Annotated in this window: 11 protein-coding genes and 1 pseudogene; all 12 read right to left on the bottom strand. The window is 60.3% G+C overall.

Annotation, left to right across the window (positions count from 1 at the left end; all coding sequences use genetic code 11):
* Nucleotides 1-140 precede the first annotated feature (140 nt).
* Nucleotides 141-1,712: an ABC transporter ATP-binding protein gene (locus A4R35_RS14390; RefSeq protein ID WP_399358732.1), complete on the bottom strand. Its 1,572-nt coding sequence runs from the start codon at nucleotides 1,710-1,712 to the stop codon at nucleotides 141-143.
* Nucleotides 1,713-1,820: 108 nt separating this feature from the next.
* Nucleotides 1,821-2,771: an ABC transporter permease gene (locus A4R35_RS14385; protein ID WP_223258342.1), complete on the bottom strand. Its 951-nt coding sequence runs from the start codon at nucleotides 2,769-2,771 to the stop codon at nucleotides 1,821-1,823.
* A gap of 3 nt (nucleotides 2,772-2,774) precedes the next feature.
* Nucleotides 2,775-4,166: an ABC transporter permease gene (locus tag A4R35_RS14380; protein ID WP_112430506.1), complete on the bottom strand. Its 1,392-nt coding sequence runs from the start codon at nucleotides 4,164-4,166 to the stop codon at nucleotides 2,775-2,777.
* 389 nt (nucleotides 4,167-4,555) lie between these two features.
* A complete protein-coding gene (locus A4R35_RS14375; protein ID WP_112430504.1) occupies nucleotides 4,556-5,641 on the bottom strand; it encodes a BMP family lipoprotein in 1,086 nt (361 codons plus the stop codon).
* 546 nt (nucleotides 5,642-6,187) lie between these two features.
* Complete coding sequence (locus tag A4R35_RS14370) at nucleotides 6,188-8,386, bottom strand: LabA-like NYN domain-containing protein (protein ID WP_112430502.1); 2,199 nt, start codon at nucleotides 8,384-8,386, stop codon at nucleotides 6,188-6,190.
* 1,009 nt (nucleotides 8,387-9,395) lie between these two features.
* Nucleotides 9,396-9,894 (bottom strand): annotated as a pseudogene (locus tag A4R35_RS25320) (CDP-alcohol phosphatidyltransferase family protein); the annotation flags it as partial.
* Nucleotides 9,895-10,163: 269 nt separating this feature from the next.
* Nucleotides 10,164-11,333, bottom strand: a complete 1,170-nt coding sequence (locus A4R35_RS14360; RefSeq protein ID WP_112430498.1) for a glycosyltransferase family 4 protein — start codon at nucleotides 11,331-11,333, stop codon at nucleotides 10,164-10,166.
* A gap of 160 nt (nucleotides 11,334-11,493) precedes the next feature.
* Nucleotides 11,494-12,315 (bottom strand): PHP domain-containing protein, encoded by an 822-nt coding sequence (locus A4R35_RS14355; RefSeq protein WP_112430496.1) that lies wholly within the window; start codon nucleotides 12,313-12,315, stop codon nucleotides 11,494-11,496.
* An 88-nt stretch (nucleotides 12,316-12,403) separates the two neighbouring features.
* On the bottom strand, nucleotides 12,404-13,387 hold the full coding sequence (locus tag A4R35_RS14350; RefSeq protein WP_146747226.1) for a lysophospholipid acyltransferase family protein: 984 nt from the start codon (nucleotides 13,385-13,387) through the stop codon (nucleotides 12,404-12,406).
* Between the two features lie 314 nt (nucleotides 13,388-13,701).
* Nucleotides 13,702-14,592, bottom strand: coding sequence for a lysophospholipid acyltransferase family protein (locus A4R35_RS14345; protein ID WP_112430492.1), 891 nt, complete (start codon nucleotides 14,590-14,592; stop codon nucleotides 13,702-13,704).
* A gap of 3 nt (nucleotides 14,593-14,595) precedes the next feature.
* Complete coding sequence (locus A4R35_RS14340; protein WP_112430490.1) at nucleotides 14,596-14,958, bottom strand: ArsR/SmtB family transcription factor; 363 nt, start codon at nucleotides 14,956-14,958, stop codon at nucleotides 14,596-14,598.
* Nucleotides 14,959-16,294: 1,336 nt separating this feature from the next.
* Complete coding sequence (locus A4R35_RS14335; RefSeq protein WP_189361810.1) at nucleotides 16,295-17,680, bottom strand: glucosaminidase domain-containing protein; 1,386 nt, start codon at nucleotides 17,678-17,680, stop codon at nucleotides 16,295-16,297.
* Between the last annotated feature and the right edge of the window lie 215 nt (nucleotides 17,681-17,895).

The raw sequence follows: 17,895 nt of genomic DNA, 5'->3' as shown, positions 1-17,895 counted from the left end.
AGGAGGAGGTAGCCAGACCCTCGAACCGGCGCGGCAGAGCAGAGCAGCCTGCCCGCTCAGGTTAGACGGGATCGAGATCACAGCCAGGAGACGAGATCAAGAGCCGCGGGACTCCCAGTTGAGCCGCGGCCTATTTCCGCTCATGCCCCCGAGTCACCCGTCGTCTGCGCCTCTTCTTCTCGTGAGGCTCCCGACGGGCGCCCGCCTGTCATGAGCAGTCCCAGCTCCTCCTCGCTGGCCTCCGGCGTGACGATATCGACAATCCGCCCCTCGTACATTACAGCGATACGATCGGACAGCGAGCGGATCTCGTCCAGCTCGGCGGAGACAAGCAAGATGGCTTTGCCAGCGTCACGCTGCTCAACCAGACGCCGATGAATAAACTCGATGGCGCCAATATCGACGCCACGCGTTGGCTGGGCCGCGATCAGCAGCTGCGGATCAGCGGCGAATTCACGCGCCACAATTACTTTCTGCTGGTTACCGCCGGAGAGAGCACGCACTGGCAGCCTGGTGCTCGGTGTGCGAACATCAAATTCACGCACCAGGCGTCGCGCCCACTGAGCAACCTCGCCTAGACGCAGGATGAAGCGCGCCCAGGCAAAGCGCGGCCAGCGCTCGCGTCCCAGGATAGTGTTGCTTTCAATAGTATCGCTGAGTACCAAACCACTGCCGCGTCGGTCCTCGGGGATGTGCGCCACCCCAACGAGACGCACCTCGCGCGCATTCATGCTGGTAATGTCGTAGGTTTTGCCAGTCTGCTGACCGCTCGCATGGGTGACGGTAACGCGGCCCGCCGTGGCACGGCGCATCCCGCTCAGAACCTCGACCAGCTCGCTTTGGCCGTTGCCTTCCACGCCAGCGATACCCAGAATCTCGCCAGCATGCACCTCAAAGCTGACCCCCTGCAGCGCTTCCAGCCCCCGATCGGAGCTGGCATGCAGATTCTCCACGCGCAGCACCACTGGCCCAGGCCGCGCTGGACGTTTCTCAACGCGCAGAAGGACCTCGCGTCCTACCATCAGACGCGCAATCTCCGCCTGATTCGTCTCGCGAGTCACCAGCTCGCCGACGTTGCGCCCGCGACGCAGAACCGTCACCCGATCAGTGAGGTCGAGCACCTCACGCAGCTTATGAGTGATGAATATGACAGTCTTTCCCTGGCGAGAAAGAGCGCGTAGCACATCGAACAGCTCATAGGTCTCCTGGGGCGTCAGCACACCGGTTGGCTCATCCAGAATGAGGATGTCAGCGGCCCGGTAGAGGGCTTTGAGAATCTCCACGCGTTGTTGCAGGCCAACAGAGAGCTTTTCGATGCGGGTATCGGGATCAATAGGCAGGCCATAACGAGCACTGAGCTGGAGCACCAGCTCACGGGCACGCCGTCGATCATAGACGGCCAAAGGACCACCCGGCTCCTGGCCCAGCACAATGTTCTCAGCCACCGTCAGCGGGGGAATGAGCATGAAGTGCTGATGCACCATGCCGATATGGAGGCGAATAGCATCGCGGGGGCCGCTAATATGAACACGCTCACCGTTGATGTAGATCTCTCCGCTATCGGGGCGCACCAGCCCGTAGAGAATGTTCATGAGGGTCGTCTTGCCAGCCCCATTTTCTCCGACTAGAGCATGAATCTCGCCTCGCCGGACGCGCAAGTTCACGTGATCGTTCGCCACCACGCCGGGCCAGGCTTTGCAGATATCGCGCATCTCCACTGCATAGGGCGAGGCAGCCAGGTCTGGACTTGCCGCCTGAGCGAGAGGCGCCTTCTCCTGTTCGTGCATGCTTCCTTGACCTCCTCGGGCGCTTGCGATGCGCTATTCGGCGCTGCCCGGCTCGTAGGGCACGCCATCGGCAGCCGGGGCCACAGTGCGCCCGACCAGTCCGATCAGAGCAATAATGGTGAGAATGTAGGGCAACGTCGCCAGCAAATTGGAATCAATGCCCGTATCCTGCAGGCGTACGCTTAAGGCCAGGCCCAGGCCAAAAATCAGACAGGCCCCGGCGGCCCCCAGCGGCGTGTATTTCCCAAAGACCACCGCCGCCAGCGCGATGAAGCCACGCCCGGCAGTCATATTGGAATTAAAAGTGCCGGCCACGCCCAAGGCCAGGAAAGCCCCTGCCAGGCCCGAGAGCAGGCCGCTGGCGACAACACAGGCATAGCGGATCAGACGCACGGAGACGCCGGCAGTGTCCGCGGCCTGCGGATGCTCTCCCACAGCCCGGATACGCAGGCCCAGATTCGTTCTGAATAGCAGGAACTGCAGACCGACCAGGATGATGATCGTCACGTAGAAGACGACATTCTGCTGAAAGAGCACCTGGCCGAGGAAGGGGAGCTGCGCCAGCGGCCCCCAGTTCAGCACGGGAAGGCGCAAATTAGAGGCGAGACTGGGGATACCCTGACCACCGGTCTGCACAATATTGAGGTAGTTGGTCAGTCCCAGAGCGGCGACATTGATAGCAATACCACTGATAATCTGGTCGGCCTTGAGATGAATCGAGACTACACCGTGCACCAGAGCCAGCAAGCCGCCAGCAATGATGGCGGCCAGCAGCCCAACGAGGACACTATGGCTGGCCAGGGTGACCACCACCCCGACGTAGCAGCCGATCAACATCATGCCCTCCATCGCAATGTTCACCACGCCGCTGCGCTCTGAGATTACACCACCCAGAGCTGGCAGCAACAGGAGAGCGGCAAACTGCAGAGAAGCCTGCCAGAGATCGCCAGAAGTAATCACCCGCAAAAAGATAGGCCAGAACACGCTTCACGCCTCCCCGTTCTGCTGATGTTGACGCTCCTGAGCCGGAGTCTGAGCCTGTCCCTGCCCATCAGCCAGGGCGGCCTTTCCGGTCCCGGACAGCAGCTGATCATTCATTGTTGGAGCCTCCGCCCCGTTGGTTGGCTCCTGGTCCAGGTCGATCACGCCACCGGCGAGCGCGGCCATCACCGTCGGTCGACGTGCCGCCGAGAAGCGCCTAACGATGGCCTGCTGGATTACCGGGAGGAACTGGACAGCGATACTAAAGAGGACCAGCGCTTCGATAATATAGACCAGGTCGCCAGGGACATTGGCCTTCAACTGCATCAGAGAGCCACCCTGGCGCATACCTCCGAAGAGCAAGGCCCCCAGAAAGATGCCGATGGCTGTCATACGTCCCAGCAAGGCCACACCAATGGCATCGAAGCCAGTTGTATCATTACGGAATACCTGGCCGATAACTTCGTAAGGATACTGTCCCATCAGCTGCAATGTCCCCCCCAGGCCGGCAAAGAGACCAGCCAGCGCCATCACCAGCACCACATTGCGCTTCACCGAGATCCCGGCATACTGAGCGGCACGAGGATTTTCGCCCACCACACGCGTCTCATACCCGAAGGTCGTGCGTGTCATCAGGAACCAGTAGGCTACCAGAGCCACGAGCGCCAAGAGGAAACTAATGTCCACAATGTACTGCTCAGGCTGACTAATGGTGGGAAGGAAATGGCCAAGCGTCTGATTGTAGAGCACCGAGAGTTTCGGGAGATTCGTCTGCGGGGGCATAGAGGGCGTCTGATCAGCCTGGCCGGGGGCCTGCAGTGGACCCGAAACAAGCCAGTCACTGACATAGAAAATAATCCAGTTGAGCATGATCGTCGTCACCACTTCATGAGCGCCGCGCCAGGCTTTGAGCAGACCGACGATCCCTCCCCAGACCGCCCCAGCCAAAGCCCCAGCCACAATCATCAGCGGCACCAGCAGCCAGCCAGGCCATGTCGAGCACTTGAGGCCGACGATCGCCGCCAGAATGGTTCCGGCAGCAAACTGGCCCTCGGCCCCGATATTAAAGAGGCGGGCCCGATAGGCAATGGCCACCGAGAGGCCCGTAAAAATGAGGGGAGTGACATTGACCAGCGAAAATGAGAGATTGGCGGCGTTGCCAAAGGCTCCCACGAAGAGGTAGCCGTAGGCCAGCAAGGCGGCGTTGAAACGGTCGACGAGCGAGCCGGAAGCGGTAATCATGATGACAATCACGCCGGCGACCAGCGCCAGGAGCAGGGCTAGCAGCGGACGCCCTAGCCCGGAGCCAACCCTGCGCAGCCAGAGCAGCCAGGTGGTTGACCTGGTCTCCAACGGCGGGGGAGTAGGTGAGCGCGGTTGAGCAGTCTGCAAGGCCATAGAGCGAATCCTCCCAGATCAGCAGTCACCAGGCAGGAGGAAGAAGCGGCTAGCCTTCTGCCAGGCTCTGTGCTCGGTTACGACACATAAAAAACTGACTTGTAATGATAGCATTGCCACAGGGCAGAGACAAGCAGCGTCTGAGGAAGACCAAAACCAGGCTGTGCGCCAGTAAGCCCTTCGCAGTCGGAGTGCAGCCACGATTGCCCACAACGGAGCAAGGCCAACAATGGAGCGGGGTTCCCGAGTGGAGCCGGTTGGATGGAGTCCATCGCAGGCCAGGGGCGAGGTGCGGAGCGGGAGTGGCCAACGGCGAGAGAAGAAAGGACCAGATCGAGCCGTTCGAGGGCGGCTCGATCTGGTCGTGCCCGGGCCACTCACTACGCAGGTCAGGAAGGAATCGTCTCAGGAACCACCAGCGTGCCGGCCCTGATCTGATCGGCGAACTGATCGGCCTTGTTCTTCGCATCAGCAGGCACCACGCTGCTCAGCGTACCGTAACCGACTCCATCATGGGCCAGGTCAAAGCGCGGGGGATTGTTCGTGAACTTGCCATGAGCGTAATCACTGATCGTATCGTAGACGGCCACATCCACCTTCTTAAGGGCACTGGTAATGACGCTCTTCGGGTGGAGATAGTTCTGATCGGCATCAACGCCGATGCCAAAGACCCCTTCCTGATCGGCAGCATCGAGAGCACCCACGCCACAGCCACCGGCCACCTGGAAAATGATATCGGCATTGTGCTGATTGATCTGGCTGAGAGCAGCGTCCTTACACTTGTCGGTGGCAGCGAAATCCTGGGAATAATTAATCACCACCGTAATGCTCGGATCGACCTTTTGAGCACAGAACTTGTAGCCAGCGATGTAGCGAGTGACAGGAGGAATGGGGAGTCCGCCGACGGCCCCAATCGTATTATGGCCGCGCAGCTGGGGGATCTTGGCCTTGCCGTCAACTTCCATCTGGGCAGCGATGGCCCCAACAAGACAGCCAGCCTCTTGTTCCTTAAAGAAGAGCGGGGCCACATTCGGCAGCGCTTCGCAATCCTGCTTACCCGCAGGAACGGCACAGCCATCGATGATAGCGAACTTCTTAGTGGGGAACTGATGGGCCACCTGGTCGACTGCGTTCTGCATCAGGAAGCCGACCGCGAAGACCAGGTCAGCGCTGCGAGCCGCCAGCGTCAGGTTCTTGACATAATCGGCCTGGTTTTTGGATTCGATCACCTGGCGCGTAAAATGGAACTCGTTCATGGCCTTGGTGTAGCCGACGTAGGCCAGGTGATTGAAGCCACGATCGTTCAAACCACCAATATCGGTGACGAGGGCCACCGAGATGGGCGTCTGAGCCGTAGGGGTGGTGGCGCCTCCGCCACCAGTGCTGCCTGTGTTGCTTCCCCCACAGGCAGCCAGCAGAATACTAAATAAGGCGAGCAGTGCCACGATGCGGGCTGATATGCCACCGTTTCGCATACGCGCGTTCCTTTCTTCTCTCCCCGGAGAACCTGGTGTGTCAGTAGAAAGGCTCTCTTCCTGTTATTGTAGTGGTGCTCTATAAACAAATAAGACGCTCTGCTTCTGTCTTTGGCATCCCCAAAAGCAAGCTGCCGACCCACAGACAAGCAGAGCCTCAAGAAACCAGGACAGCACCGTCTGACTGTTCCGGTGGGATAGCACCCGGGCGAGGAACAGACCTCGTAGCGGTTCCATGACAATTATACGCCGCTGGCTTAAGACATCTCACACACAGCAAGGTCCAGGCGCCGGGCCGCGGCAGCCAGGTCGAGGTTACGCGGCGCGCATGTTTAGTGGCCGACCTGCTTGCCCAGGCAGAGCGGAGGAGAGAAGAAAAGCGGCGAGGAGAGAGGACGGACAGTTGTAAGTCGTTCCTTCCCTTGCTCCTCGCCGCCTTGCTGGTGTGCTATGCTGTGCGAGTTAGCCGTAGTTGCAACGTTCTTCCAGAGGAAGCTGGCGGCCACAGCGGTGACCGCTCACCCAGTGCTTCTCGCAAAGGGATGTTCAGGCGCGGATCTCCTCCAGCACCGAGAGATTGATGAACAGGTCGCAGCTTTGGCGCAGGGTGGCCGACATTGCCTCGTCGAAGGCAGCCACCTCGACGCGCACGCCGTGATCCGAGCAGTAATCAAGCATCGGCATAAAATCGCTATCGCCGCTGACCAGCACAATACAGTCAACAGCCCGGCTTTCCACAAGCCGCACCACGTCCATACACAGATCCAGATCGAGATCAGCCTTCTTTGCACCGCTGGAGAACGTCTTATAGTTCTTCGTCGTAATGCGGTATCCCAGGCCCTTGACGGCCTGCAGGAACATTTGCTCATCGCCGGGCTGCGGGCTGGTCGGGCAGTAGGCATGGGCCCGCACCAGGCGGCGGTTGCCGCGCAGGAAATCGAGCAGCTTGCCAAAGTCAATAGTCAGCCGCAGCGTACGCGCAGAGTAGAGCAGGTTGGCCACATCGACGAAGACTCCCACCCGCTCCGTCGAAGGCGGAGGGGGGATCGAGACCGACACATTGGTCGGCGACTGATGAGTGCGGCGCAGTTCGGCCACAATGCGGTCAGTTTGCGACTGGATAGCTTGCACGACCGTATTGGCGAACTGAGCCATCGGGTCATTCCCGCGATTATTCGGATAGACTACATTGTTCCGCTGCACATCGGAGCGTGAGGGGCGCACACCAGCTTCGCGCACAGCCACGCTGCCGCGTGCGGGCGAAGGTTCTGGCGCCATGAAAGGACCTCCGAACTCGTTGCCCAGATTCATCTGGTTCATAGTAGTGCCGGAGATAATATGGTAGAGTCCGGCAGGAGCTGTCGGCTGCGAGATCGATACCGACGCCGGCTGGGTCACGGGCGGCACAGTGACCGGAGAGACCGGCGTAGGCGGCGGAGCGATCGGGGGTGGCGTCGGCTCGCTGGCGGGCGCGGGAGCGGAGGCGGCAGCCGTCGACTTGGAACGACGGCGGCGACGCCGGCGTGAGGTGGCCGCCTGAATCTCAGAGTACTCCAGGGGAGGCAGATCTTCAGGGGCAGGAACCTGGGTCTCCTGAGCCGCCGGCCTGGCGCCGTTGGCCGTCGGCTGCGCTGGCAATGCCACAGGGGCAGCCGGCTGCTCCTGTTCCTTTTCTTTCTCTTTTTGCCTATTATTCTTGCTCTGCTGTTTTTCCCGCTGTTCCTCGACCGTCTGTTCGTTCAGCATCTCACGAGACGAGAGAGGATAAGCCTCTTCGGGGGGCTGGCTGGGAGCGGCAACCATCTGGGGCTGCTCAATCTCGGGCCGACGCTCCTCCTGGACGGCAGAGGTGCCAGAAGCAGCGAGCTTCTCCCCCGTCTCGCGCTGCTGTTCAGGTGGCGTCGACTGCTGAGATGAATTCACCAGGAACATAGCGCTATTGACCGCTGTTGCTGGGCGATCGAAGCGATAGCGGCGTGCGGGGCGGGTAACCTGTCCCTCCTCGCTGGCTGGTGTCGTGGTCTCGGTGCTGCCACTCTCGCCCGCCCCCGGGCTAGGAGAGGCAGGGGCAGGCTCGCCACCAGCCTGCGTGCTGGTGGCAGGGGCAGGTTGGCTCTCTTCCTCAGTGCTTTTCTCGCTCTCGGAGGGGAGGCGCTCCTCGACAAACGGCTCGCGCAGGCGCCCATAGCGGGGTAAACGAATGCGCGTAGCCGGGCGCAGCAGCGGTGAGGGCGGGCGCTCCGCTGGCTTCTCAGGTGCCGGGGGGGTCTGAGAAGTCTGTGCTGTTTGGGCCGCTGACTGCGGGCCCTCCTCAGCCTTTGCCGAGCGCTCTTCGGCGGCAGGAGAGGCCGGTTCAGGCTGTTCCTGCGCGGCGCCGCCTTCCGCCCCTGGGGCGGTCTCGGTGGATGGGGCCGGTGCCAGCGACTCGGCCTCCCTCTCACCAGCCGCAAGCGAGCTGACAGTTAGGCTGCTGCCGCTCTCCACGAAGGAGAGGCGCCCGGGGATGGCCACCGTAGGGAGTGGCGAGAGCAGTTCAGAGGCCGACGGCGGAGCAGAGGAGCTGCCCTCATCTTCGGCAGACGCAGTCAGATTGCCCAGGGTATTCAAGGTACTGAGGGCATCCAGAGCCTCGTGCACCGCTTCGAAGGTAGCGGCCTGGCGAGCTTCTTCAGCCTGACGGAACTCCTCAATGAACTCACTGAAGGGGCGAACATTCCCCTCGCTGAACGGCAGAAAGCCCTCCATGAGCGGGGAAGGCTCCTCACCCCGCGTCGCAAAGGCCTCCTGTGCTGGTGGTGTAGAGGGAGTGGAAAAGGCGGAAAGGGGTTCAGCGGGTGAGTAGGCAGCGACGCTTTCCTGGATGTGTTGGGAGGAAGCCCCCGTCTGAGACGGAAGCTCATAGCCAGGGGCCGCGTCCGCACTCTCCCGCGCAGGTGGTTGTTTCTGCCCTTCCACGGTACCCTCCGGCAGCTGCGCCCCGGGGGGCGCAGCTGGCTCTAGAGAAGCAGGAGTTGTTGCGTCTTCGGAGGCAAATGCTTCCTTTGCGACGGACACATCAACGTCGCTCTTCTCTGGCTGCGAATGTTCTCTTGTCACAAAAAGATCTCCAGTCTCACTAACTCGGGACCGGAGCGCAGGCGATCGTGTGGAGAGGTACTTGACGCACAGAACTGCCAGGGCGAATGGACGCCGTCATTGCTCGCCTATCGTCTGCTCTACCTCAACGGGTGCTCGGGAAAAGGCAAGACAACAAAGAGTAAGCATATAGGATGCACGCCGTACTTTCACCGATCCGCGTTGCAAAGATGGGCGGATGCGCGCCGCCATCTATCCGCCCTGCCTGTCCTTCGCTTCTGGCGACAGGCACCTCACGCTACATACACGTCCGATCCCGATCTCCTCTACACCGTTCGCAAAGCTTGGTTTCACTCTTGTTGCTGCATACCGCCACTGAGAGGCGGAACATGGCTGGGAACGGGGCGAGCGGATGCTTCTTGAGCCTCGGCGGCCCGGCCCCGGCCCCGGCCCAGGAACCGCGCGCGGCGCTCGCGATCGCGGTTGAGGCGGGCACTGCTCTTCTGATCACTGGCGAGCGTTGTGGGAGCAGGAGCCAGCTGAGGCGCGGGGCGCTCGCGCTCCTGCCGGCGTGTGATGCGCCAGACGTAGAACATGCGCTCAAGGGCGGTCACCTGGGAGAAAACCGCCAGCAGAACCAGTGCCCAAATCTCAATGCCCGCAATCAGGCCAATGGCCAGAATGACGACACGTTCGGGGCGGGCAAGCAATCCTGTTTTACATTCCAGCCCCAGACCTTCGGCGCGCGCCTTAGTATAGCTAACCATCAGTGAGCCGACGACAGCGACAAACACCAGGACAATCATCCAGAGCTGCTCATGGCCAAAGGGCCAGAGCTGCTCATGGAGATCTGGACGCTGCAACACGTACCAGAGCAACCCAAAGAGAATGATGCTTTCCGAATAGCGGTCGAGAGTCGAGTCGAAGAAAGCGCCAAAGGTCGTAGCAGCCTGGCGAACGCGAGCCACGGCCCCATCGAACATGTCGAAAATGCCAGCAAACAACACCAGCAAACCGCCTGCCACCAGGTACCCCTGCGCAATCACCAGGGCTGTTAAGCCGCTAAGCAACAGCCCGACGAGCGTCAACATATTTGGAGTCACGCCAAGGTTGGCTAGCGGTCTGATAATGAAAGCCACCAGGAGTCGAACTTGCTGCTGGATGCGTCTGCTTAACATATCTTTATTGTACCATACCTGGCCCTCTTCGGACTAGCTCTTTTTTTGCGGCGAGCCTGTCGTGGAGGGCCGCTCTCCATGATGTAGATACACACTACCAAACGAAACGAGCAGCGATCCTGCCTCTGACCTTTCCTTGTGACAAAGGCCAGAGCGAAGCGAAGAGCACGAGAGAGGGCGACGCAGTGCCACCATTGCACAGCGCGGGTCATCCAGCGATGAGGAGCGTCGCCAGTCAGCGAACAGCGCCGGCGCCGCAGAGGATCAGGCTAGACCGGTTCCCGCTCGCGCAGGGTATGAAGCAGCTGGCGCTCCTCCAGCAGCTCCTGATAGTAATCCACCACACGGCGGGCGATCCGCGGCCAGGCATACTGCTGGCTTGTTTGTAGCCCAGCTTCAACCAGGCGGCGCCGCAACGGTTCATCTTCAAGCAGGCGGCAGATGGCCATGCTCAGCGCGAGGCTATCGCGAGGGGGCGCTAAGAGGCCATTGAGGCCATGTGTGATGACTGTGGCATAGCCCTCGATGTTGCTGGCCACCACGGGTACCCCGGAGGCCATCGCCTCTAGCAAGACTACGCCCAGGCTCTCGCCGCCGATCGAGGGCGCGCAGAAGACGTGAGCGCTGGCGAAGTAACGTGGTAGTTCCTCTGCCGAGACGCGGCCTACAAAAACCACGTCCTGCCAGCCCTGCTTCTCAACAAAGCGTTCGAAACCGCGCTTCAATCCGCCTTCACCTACGAGAATAAACCGTGTGTCGGGATAGCGTTCGCGGATCGTGGGGATAGCGCGTAACAGGTACTTGGCGCCCTTGCGCTTCTCAAACCGCCCAACAAAGAGGATGTTCCGCTTCCCATCCATGAACCAGGGCAAAGGCTGGTTCCAGATGTTGAAACGCTCTAGATCGACCCCGTTCGGGATCAGGCGATAGTCCGCCGGAAAGTAGCGTGAGACAAACTGGTAGGCCGCCGGTGAAACGGCGATGCGCCCGGCCAGCCGGCGAAAGTAAGGGCGCAGGAAAGGATGTAGCGATGCATAGGCCAGATAGGGCGTGGAGGTGATCCTGGCGGCAGCAAAGGCGTGAAATGTCCCTATGTTGATTGCACGCGAGAAACGCAGCACAGTCAGCGGCAAACCGGGAATCAACGGCTCATGGAGGTGAATAATGTCAAAGCGCTCGTGCTGCAGTACAGAGCGCACGCGCCGTCCGAGATAGGGATTCAGCGCCACACGCGCAATTGAACCATTAAAAGGAACGGGAGAAGCCCCGGCCATCTTATAGACCTGCTCCTCTGCCAGCCGCTCATCATCTCCCGAGACCGGGGCAAGGATGCGCACCTCCAGACCCATTTTGCGAAATTCATGCGCCAAATGGCGGACATGTTCACGCACTCCACCAGGATAGCTCCAGTCGTATGGAGTCACGAGACCTATTTTCACGAGTCGCTCCCTGCCTTACAATGTTGTAGAGACGCGACTATCCCCTGGACCTTACGCAAGCCCGGCCACGGTCCCCTCCTACTCAGCCAAAGGCGCCATACAACATTTTACCAGACTTTCGCAAGAGCTTGCCTCTTCCAAAAGGAAGGCCCTGCGCCCTTCACGCCGCAAAGACGCGACGGTTCCGCTGATTTCGCCTGTTAAAGTGATACTGAGCCAGCTGCAGATAATCGTACATCTGCCAGAGCTTTCCGCCAGGGGCCGTAGTCCCGGCCTGCAGCGATGCGCGCAGATCGAGGGCTGTCTTCCCCTCAAACCAGGTGCAGCCGCGTCCAATGGCATTGAGCGTATGGGCGTCGCTGTTGCCGACCTCGGGCAGGCGATAGACCCGGCGATTAGTGCGCATGGCTACCTGATTGGCGTAGATGCCGCAGAAGCTGGCATTCCAGGTCTCGATACCGTCAAGTTGCACGCTATCTGAGCCGACCAGGCGATCAAGCACCTCACGCTGGCAGCTATGGCGGAAGAGGCGATGCAGGGGATGAGCGACAATGGCCAGGCCCCCTTGCTGATGGATCAGGGCGATACTCTCCTCCATACTCAGCCCGGGTGGAATGCACCGTTCGATAAAGAGGGCCAGCAGGTGCCCCTCACGCGTACTGACCTCCTCGCCGACGATGTAGTCAAAGCGGTAATGGCCCCTGGTCCACAGGTCGCGCGCACGTAGCGAGCCTTCAATGGAATCGTGATCGGTGATGGCGATCACGTCCAGGTCGCTAAAGCGCTCGGTGTACGCCAGAATCTCCTCAATTGTAGCTGTACCATCGCTGTAGGTACTGTGAATATGGACATCGGCCCGACCCAGCTTTCCGGCCAGAGAGGCCTCGACAGCCGTCATTTGCCGATGACGGCCTAGCAAGCGCCTGGCCAGGCTGGCAGGTCGTAATTCCTCAGTCATCCTATTGCTCATACGTCTAGCCATACTACTCCTTCGAGATTGAGAAGGTGTGCTACTTGAGCGGAGGAGGAGAAGTGTTCGCTCCTTACCGCCACCCACTCAGCGGACGAACTTATTGGCAGCCGACCATGCCCTCTTCTTCCCCACTCTCCCCGGCCCCGATCTGGCTCTGGCGCCCTTGATCCTCTGCGCCCGCAGTAGCATGATCCAGCCAGACAGGAGCGAAGACAAGCCACTGCTCGGGATGGGCCCGGATGTAGCGCTCCATGACCTGCACGATTGAGCGCATGAGGGCCTCGGGATTCTGCCGCTCTTCTTCAGGAAGCGCCAGGGAAATCGGCGTAAATTCGCCCTGCATGCGTGTACCCTCCAGGCGCCAGCCGAAGGCGCCAACGAGAGCTGCGCCTGTGCGCTGCGCCAACATGGCTGGCCCTCCCGGCAGGCGAGCCGTGGCGCCAAAAAAGGGCAGCTCGACACTCTGGCCCACCACGGCCCGGTCGGCGGTAATGAGCACCAGTTGATTCTGGCGCAGCGTGCGCAGAATCGCCCGCATGGCCGTTCCATTCCCTACGGGGAGATATTTGATGCCGTGGCTGCAGCGCAGGCTTAGCATCAGTTCGAGCATGCGTCGATCTCTGAGCTGCTCGACCGGAATCACCAGCTCGTAGCCTCTGGCAACCAGCCACTGGCTCAGGTAGTCGAAAGGGCCAAAGTGGGCGGAGACAATCAGCACGCCCTTGCCACGGGCCAGAGCGGCGGCCAGATGCTCCTCCCCTCCGGGAATGATATTGCTGACAATCTCCTCGACGGGTACATAGGGTAAACAAAAGCCTTCGAGATAATTGCGTGCGTTGTTGATAAACATTCGGCGCACTGTGCGCCGGAGACGCCGGCGTCCGGGACGCGTAGCTTGCACCTCTGGCCCCAGCACGTGAAGCATGTTGACGGTAGCCTGCCGACGCGCTTTGAAGGCAATCATCCAGGCAAGCCAGCCCAGTAGAACGCTGAGCGCGGGTAGCCAGCGACGCGGCAAGCGCGGAACAATGACGGCGGCAAGGCGAAATAGCAGATACATCGTCGTTGTTTTCTGGCTCAAGGAGCGCTTCTTTCATAAGATCGTGGCCCGTGGCCTGGCAGGACCTGGCCCAACTTCCTGGCTGCCTGCAGTTGCCGAGAAGCGCCTGTCTCCTGAGAGCCACGCTGGCATCTGACCAGCCTGTTACCTGGGCTGGCGTGATGTTCTCTCTGCATTCCGTCGTCTCGTCTCTGGCGTGGGTGATCTCCGGACCCGCTACCAAAGCGGGACCAGGCAAGCATCTGCGCCTTTGCTGTCGCGTCGTCCGAGCTGCCTTTCTCTCTCTGGCCGCTCTCGCACCAATGCAGAGAGCAGTCAGGCGGTTTTCTCCGCCGCTAGGGATCAGTAGCAGGCCAGAATGGGCGAAACATATACCACTGATCGGGATAGCTACGGACCATCTCCTCTAGCGCATCAAAGATATATTGGGTCAGGCGCACGACTTCGGCCTCGCGGTCTCCCTCAGTCTGAGGGAAGACGGGGGGAAAGGCGCGCATATAGTGCTGGCCCCGTCTGCCGTACCAGACGAAACCAGACATAATCGCGGCGCCAGTCCTTACTGCCAGCCTTGCCGCACCAGCGGGCACATAGGTTGTGCGCCCGAAGAATCTCACGGGAACGCCTTCGTTCTCCATCAAGGGGCGGTCGATCACTATGGCCAACAGCTGATTTTGCTGCAGAACACGCAACATCGGTCGGACAGAGCGCTCCATTGGGATAATGACGATCCCTTTATCCTGGCGTTGCTTTTGCACCAGGGCATTCAGCTGGGGATCGGTGAAGGTTTCGGCGATGGCCGAGAAGGGTACCTCGCGGGCGATAATGGCGCCGGCCAGGTCCCAGTTGCCAAAATGAGCGGTGGTGAGAATCACACCGCGACCAGGTTGGAGCGCTTGCTGAAGATACTCGCGCCAGGAGGAGGCTCCTCGCGTCAGGTCGCGCCCCTGCCGCTCAATGGCTTCGATGTCGAGGTGGGCGAAGCTCAAGAAATCTGAGGCGTAGCGCCCGTAGTTGCTCCAGGAGGCGCGCGCCAACCGGCGCACAGCGCGATCGCTGGGAGGGCGACCCAGGACCTGAGCCATATTGCGTTGCGTCACCCGGCGTTTCGAGCGCCAGGCCAGGTAACTTGCCGTTCCAACTGTCGCCCCGATGGCATGGCGCAAGGGTCGGGGTGTGCGCCCCGCGAGCGCACTTGTGCCACGTGCCAGCCAGTAGATGACAGACACCGGTTACTCCTCCAGGTTGACTTCAGCCGCCGCCTCCACTCTGGCAAGGCTCCCGACGGGCAGCGTTGCCAGCACGAACCCGGGATCGACCAGTTGCTGCAGCCGCTGCAGGCAATACTGAAAGCGCTCTTTATCCAGTGAACAGTAGACCTGGCGTCCGGCGCGACGCATGCGCGTCAGCCCAGCGCGCTGTAGCTTCCGCAGATGCCAGGAAACCAGGGGCTGGCTGATCTCCAGAGCGTCAGTGAGCGCAGTGACCGTCATTTCCGGCTTCCGCGCCAGGTGGTAAATGATGGTCAGGCGCACCACATCCGCCAGCGCTTTCATCATGGTTTTCAGTTCACGCCAGTCATTCGATCTGTCCAAGTCGATCCTTCTTTGCGTGCGCAGACGATTTTGTATAAATCTTTGTTTATATACTAACGCGTGTCGGCAAGGCTGTCAAGATGGGAATTGGGACAGCAGAGCTGCAGGAGCGCTCAAGGAGCGCTTTCTCGCGGTAGAGATCGACCAGCTCTACTGTAAACACACCGTCAGCAGAGGAGGGGCAGGCCCACTGGAAAGAGCGGCTCTGGGAAAGTTTGCAGAGGCGAGGAGGGAGATTGACCGATCCAGGAGAGCAAAGCGGCCTGAGCAGAAGCGGGGAAGCAGATAAAAACAGCCGGAAGTGGGGCGTCTTCATAACCACTTCCGGCCTTCTCTATCCATGAGCATGCCTCCTGACGATCTTTGGCCAAGCAGGCCATGAGCCGATAAACCGGGCAGGCTCACGGACCAATATAACAGGCAATAATAGTGGGTGACCAGGGACTCGAACCCTGAACCTAGCGAGTGAAGCAGACAGCCAGCTCTGCCTGACGGCAGAAGTCTCAAGCCGGGACTACACCAGGTCCGGCCTGGATCATGCTGGTTATCCCCTCCCGAACCGGACGTGCACCTTTCAATGCATCCGGCTCTCCAGAGAAGCGCCTCAAGACACTTCTCCTGCGCCCCTTCCCCATGTATCAGCCATTACGCTGATCGTTTGAGTACTATGGGCGCTCCGTCACCATGAGCCACAGGGGACGAGAAAAGCCCTGTAACTTTTAGGTGATCCCGTAGTTCCCACAACGCCCCGCTCCGTACGTAGGTCTCCCTTCATGGACAACCGCCTGCCTGATGGGAGCATTTGTCAGCCCTCCTAATCACAGCTGACAACACCAGGGCAGGCTATCGAGGGATTCAACCCCTGGCGGGCTTGACCATATACGGCCTAGCTGCCGTTGAAGGAGTTGCATCATGTGATCGGCGCTCCCTCCCTCCAGCTCGGAGGAGAGTGAATGCGACGCTGAGATGCTAGAGACTCCCAACAACGACTTTTCCATCATGCTGTTGTCCCCCGCTACCTTTCGGCGCGAGGTAAGATGGTGCTTTAGCCACGTCTGCTCCAGTGGCGTCGGGTCTCTCCCGACAGGGACGCTGCGAGCACAACGGCGCACTTAAGAGTCGCTTGCTCTACCGATTGAGCTAGTCACCCAGCTTTACAGTGAATCCGCAGCCCCGAGCTTGCTTCGGATGCTGCGGTGGCACTGCACAGTGAAGGATAGCATATCTGGCGCTTCCCGTCAAGTAGGGAAAGAGGCTGTTAGTCAAAGTCAGTCAACGATTGCCTCTTCCTCTTGCCTGGGAACAGGGGAGAACGAGCAGCGGTGGCCTGGCCTCCTCACCCTCTCGTCTCTGAGCGAGCGGCCTGCGCGCTAGAAGGCAGGGGATGGCCAGAGCCGTAACGGCTCAAGAGGCCGCTGCCCGGGCCTGTGCTCCGTCCAGCGAGCAAAGGCACAGCTACTGGAGCTGGCTGAATAGGAGACGAAGGGGCGGCGCCTGCCGGTATTGGCTGCAGCTCTGGCAGGTGGGAGAAGGAGCCAGGCCAAGGCCCGCTGCGGCTGGCGGCAGCCAGGAGAGCTTCGTGGGTTTCAGGTTGAGCTGGTAGATTCCAGAGCGGCAAAGCATCTGTATCGCGTCCTGGCAGCGAGCCAACCAGGCTGGTGAGAGATGTTTCTGCAGCAGTCTGGGCAGGCACGGTGGCGAGTACCAGAGTATCGGTGACCGGCTCTGGCTGTGACCCCACTCCTGCCGATGCGCTGCTCAGCAAGGCGGTCAGGAGACGCTGGCGGCGGCGCAACCAGATAGCAGCGAGAGCCAGGGCCAGTGCAGAGCTCAGGCCGAGGACTACCACGACAGCGTTCTGTCCGCTCGGCTTGCTCAGCTCGTCCGCCGAAGAGGTCGCCGTTATTGCCGGAGCAGAGGAAGTAGTGGAGGAAGAGACCGTCGGCTGAGGCTGACTATCCTCTCGCTCCACATCGGCCTGCTGCCCGCTCTTGTTCTGCAGGGTTGTGGCAATCTTATACTTCAACGTCGCCGGCGTTGGGGTTGGCGTTGGCGTTGGTGGCGGAGCCTCGTTGCGATAGATGGTCATCAAATTCATGACCTTAGCTGCCCAGGAACCCGAGCTAGACGTCCCAACGTAGGGGCCGGCGATCAGATAAACGGTCGTCAGTCCGCGAGCGATATAGCGCTGCTGCACGATTGAAAACCAGTCCTGAATAGCTGCGGCATAGGAGGGATAGATAGTATAGCCACCGGCATCGCTTGGATAGCTGGCGCTGGCACGGACGCCACCAGGATTATGGTCGCCCAGGCCAACCCCTGCCGCTCCCTGGTTCGTTTCGACGTACCAGACGGCCAGGGCAAAGGCATCGTCGATATTTGTCTGGCGGGCCGCTTCTTCAACTACCTGACCGGTGCCAGCCATAGGGGTTGATGCCAGAATACTGTTGACGGTCTCCGCTGGCAGCGTTGGCGGTCCCAGCACGCTGGCGCTGCTGGCCTGGCTTCCGGTGCTACCGTTCATGATTTGCCAGGTCAGAACCAGTGCCCCGACGAGTAACAGCGCCAGGCTGATCAGCATGGCCTGCAGCGAACGCCGGAGGTGTGGCAGTGGAAATGCTGGCTGAACAGTCTGAGTGATCAGCTTGCTCTTCATCATACTCCCGTTATCGCTGAAGCCAGAGAGGCGAGCCACTCCCTCACTACATCTCTGCCAGGCCACACTCACGCCTCACTGCAGATTCCAGCGTAGATCAGATCGCTGAGATCAGTCCCTTACTACCTATCTCCTCTTCTGAAAGCTTACCCATGACTCTGGGCCTGATTCCTGGCCCCATTCGTTGTTGGCGTTTTTCAGGATAATCTTCTTTACCAGACTTTGCAGCTCTCAAACGTTGTAGAGCAGGACAGACGCCCGGCGACTTTCTCCTTTCCTAC

The organism is Thermogemmatispora tikiterensis (assembly GCF_003268475.1).
Classification (GTDB): domain Bacteria; phylum Chloroflexota; class Ktedonobacteria; order Ktedonobacterales; family Ktedonobacteraceae; genus Thermogemmatispora; species Thermogemmatispora tikiterensis.
Note: the sequence above shows the minus strand (reverse complement) of the source record. Positions and strands in the feature narration are given on the sequence as shown.

Excerpts from the sequence above, each read along its gene's own strand:
- A4R35_RS14390 (WP_399358732.1), bottom strand. The coding sequence starts at position 1,712 with ATGCGCGATATCTGCAAAGCCTGGCCCGGCGTGGTGGCGAACGATCAC.
- A4R35_RS14375 (WP_112430504.1), bottom strand. The coding sequence starts at position 5,641 with ATGCGAAACGGTGGCATATCAGCCCGCATCGTGGCACTGCTCGCCTTA.
- A4R35_RS14380 (WP_112430506.1), bottom strand. The coding sequence starts at position 4,166 with ATGGCCTTGCAGACTGCTCAACCGCGCTCACCTACTCCCCCGCCGTTG.
- A4R35_RS14355 (WP_112430496.1), bottom strand. The coding sequence starts at position 12,315 with ATGGCTAGACGTATGAGCAATAGGATGACTGAGGAATTACGACCTGCC.
- A4R35_RS14370 (WP_112430502.1), bottom strand. The coding sequence starts at position 8,386 with ATGGAGGGCTTTCTGCCGTTCAGCGAGGGGAATGTTCGCCCCTTCAGT.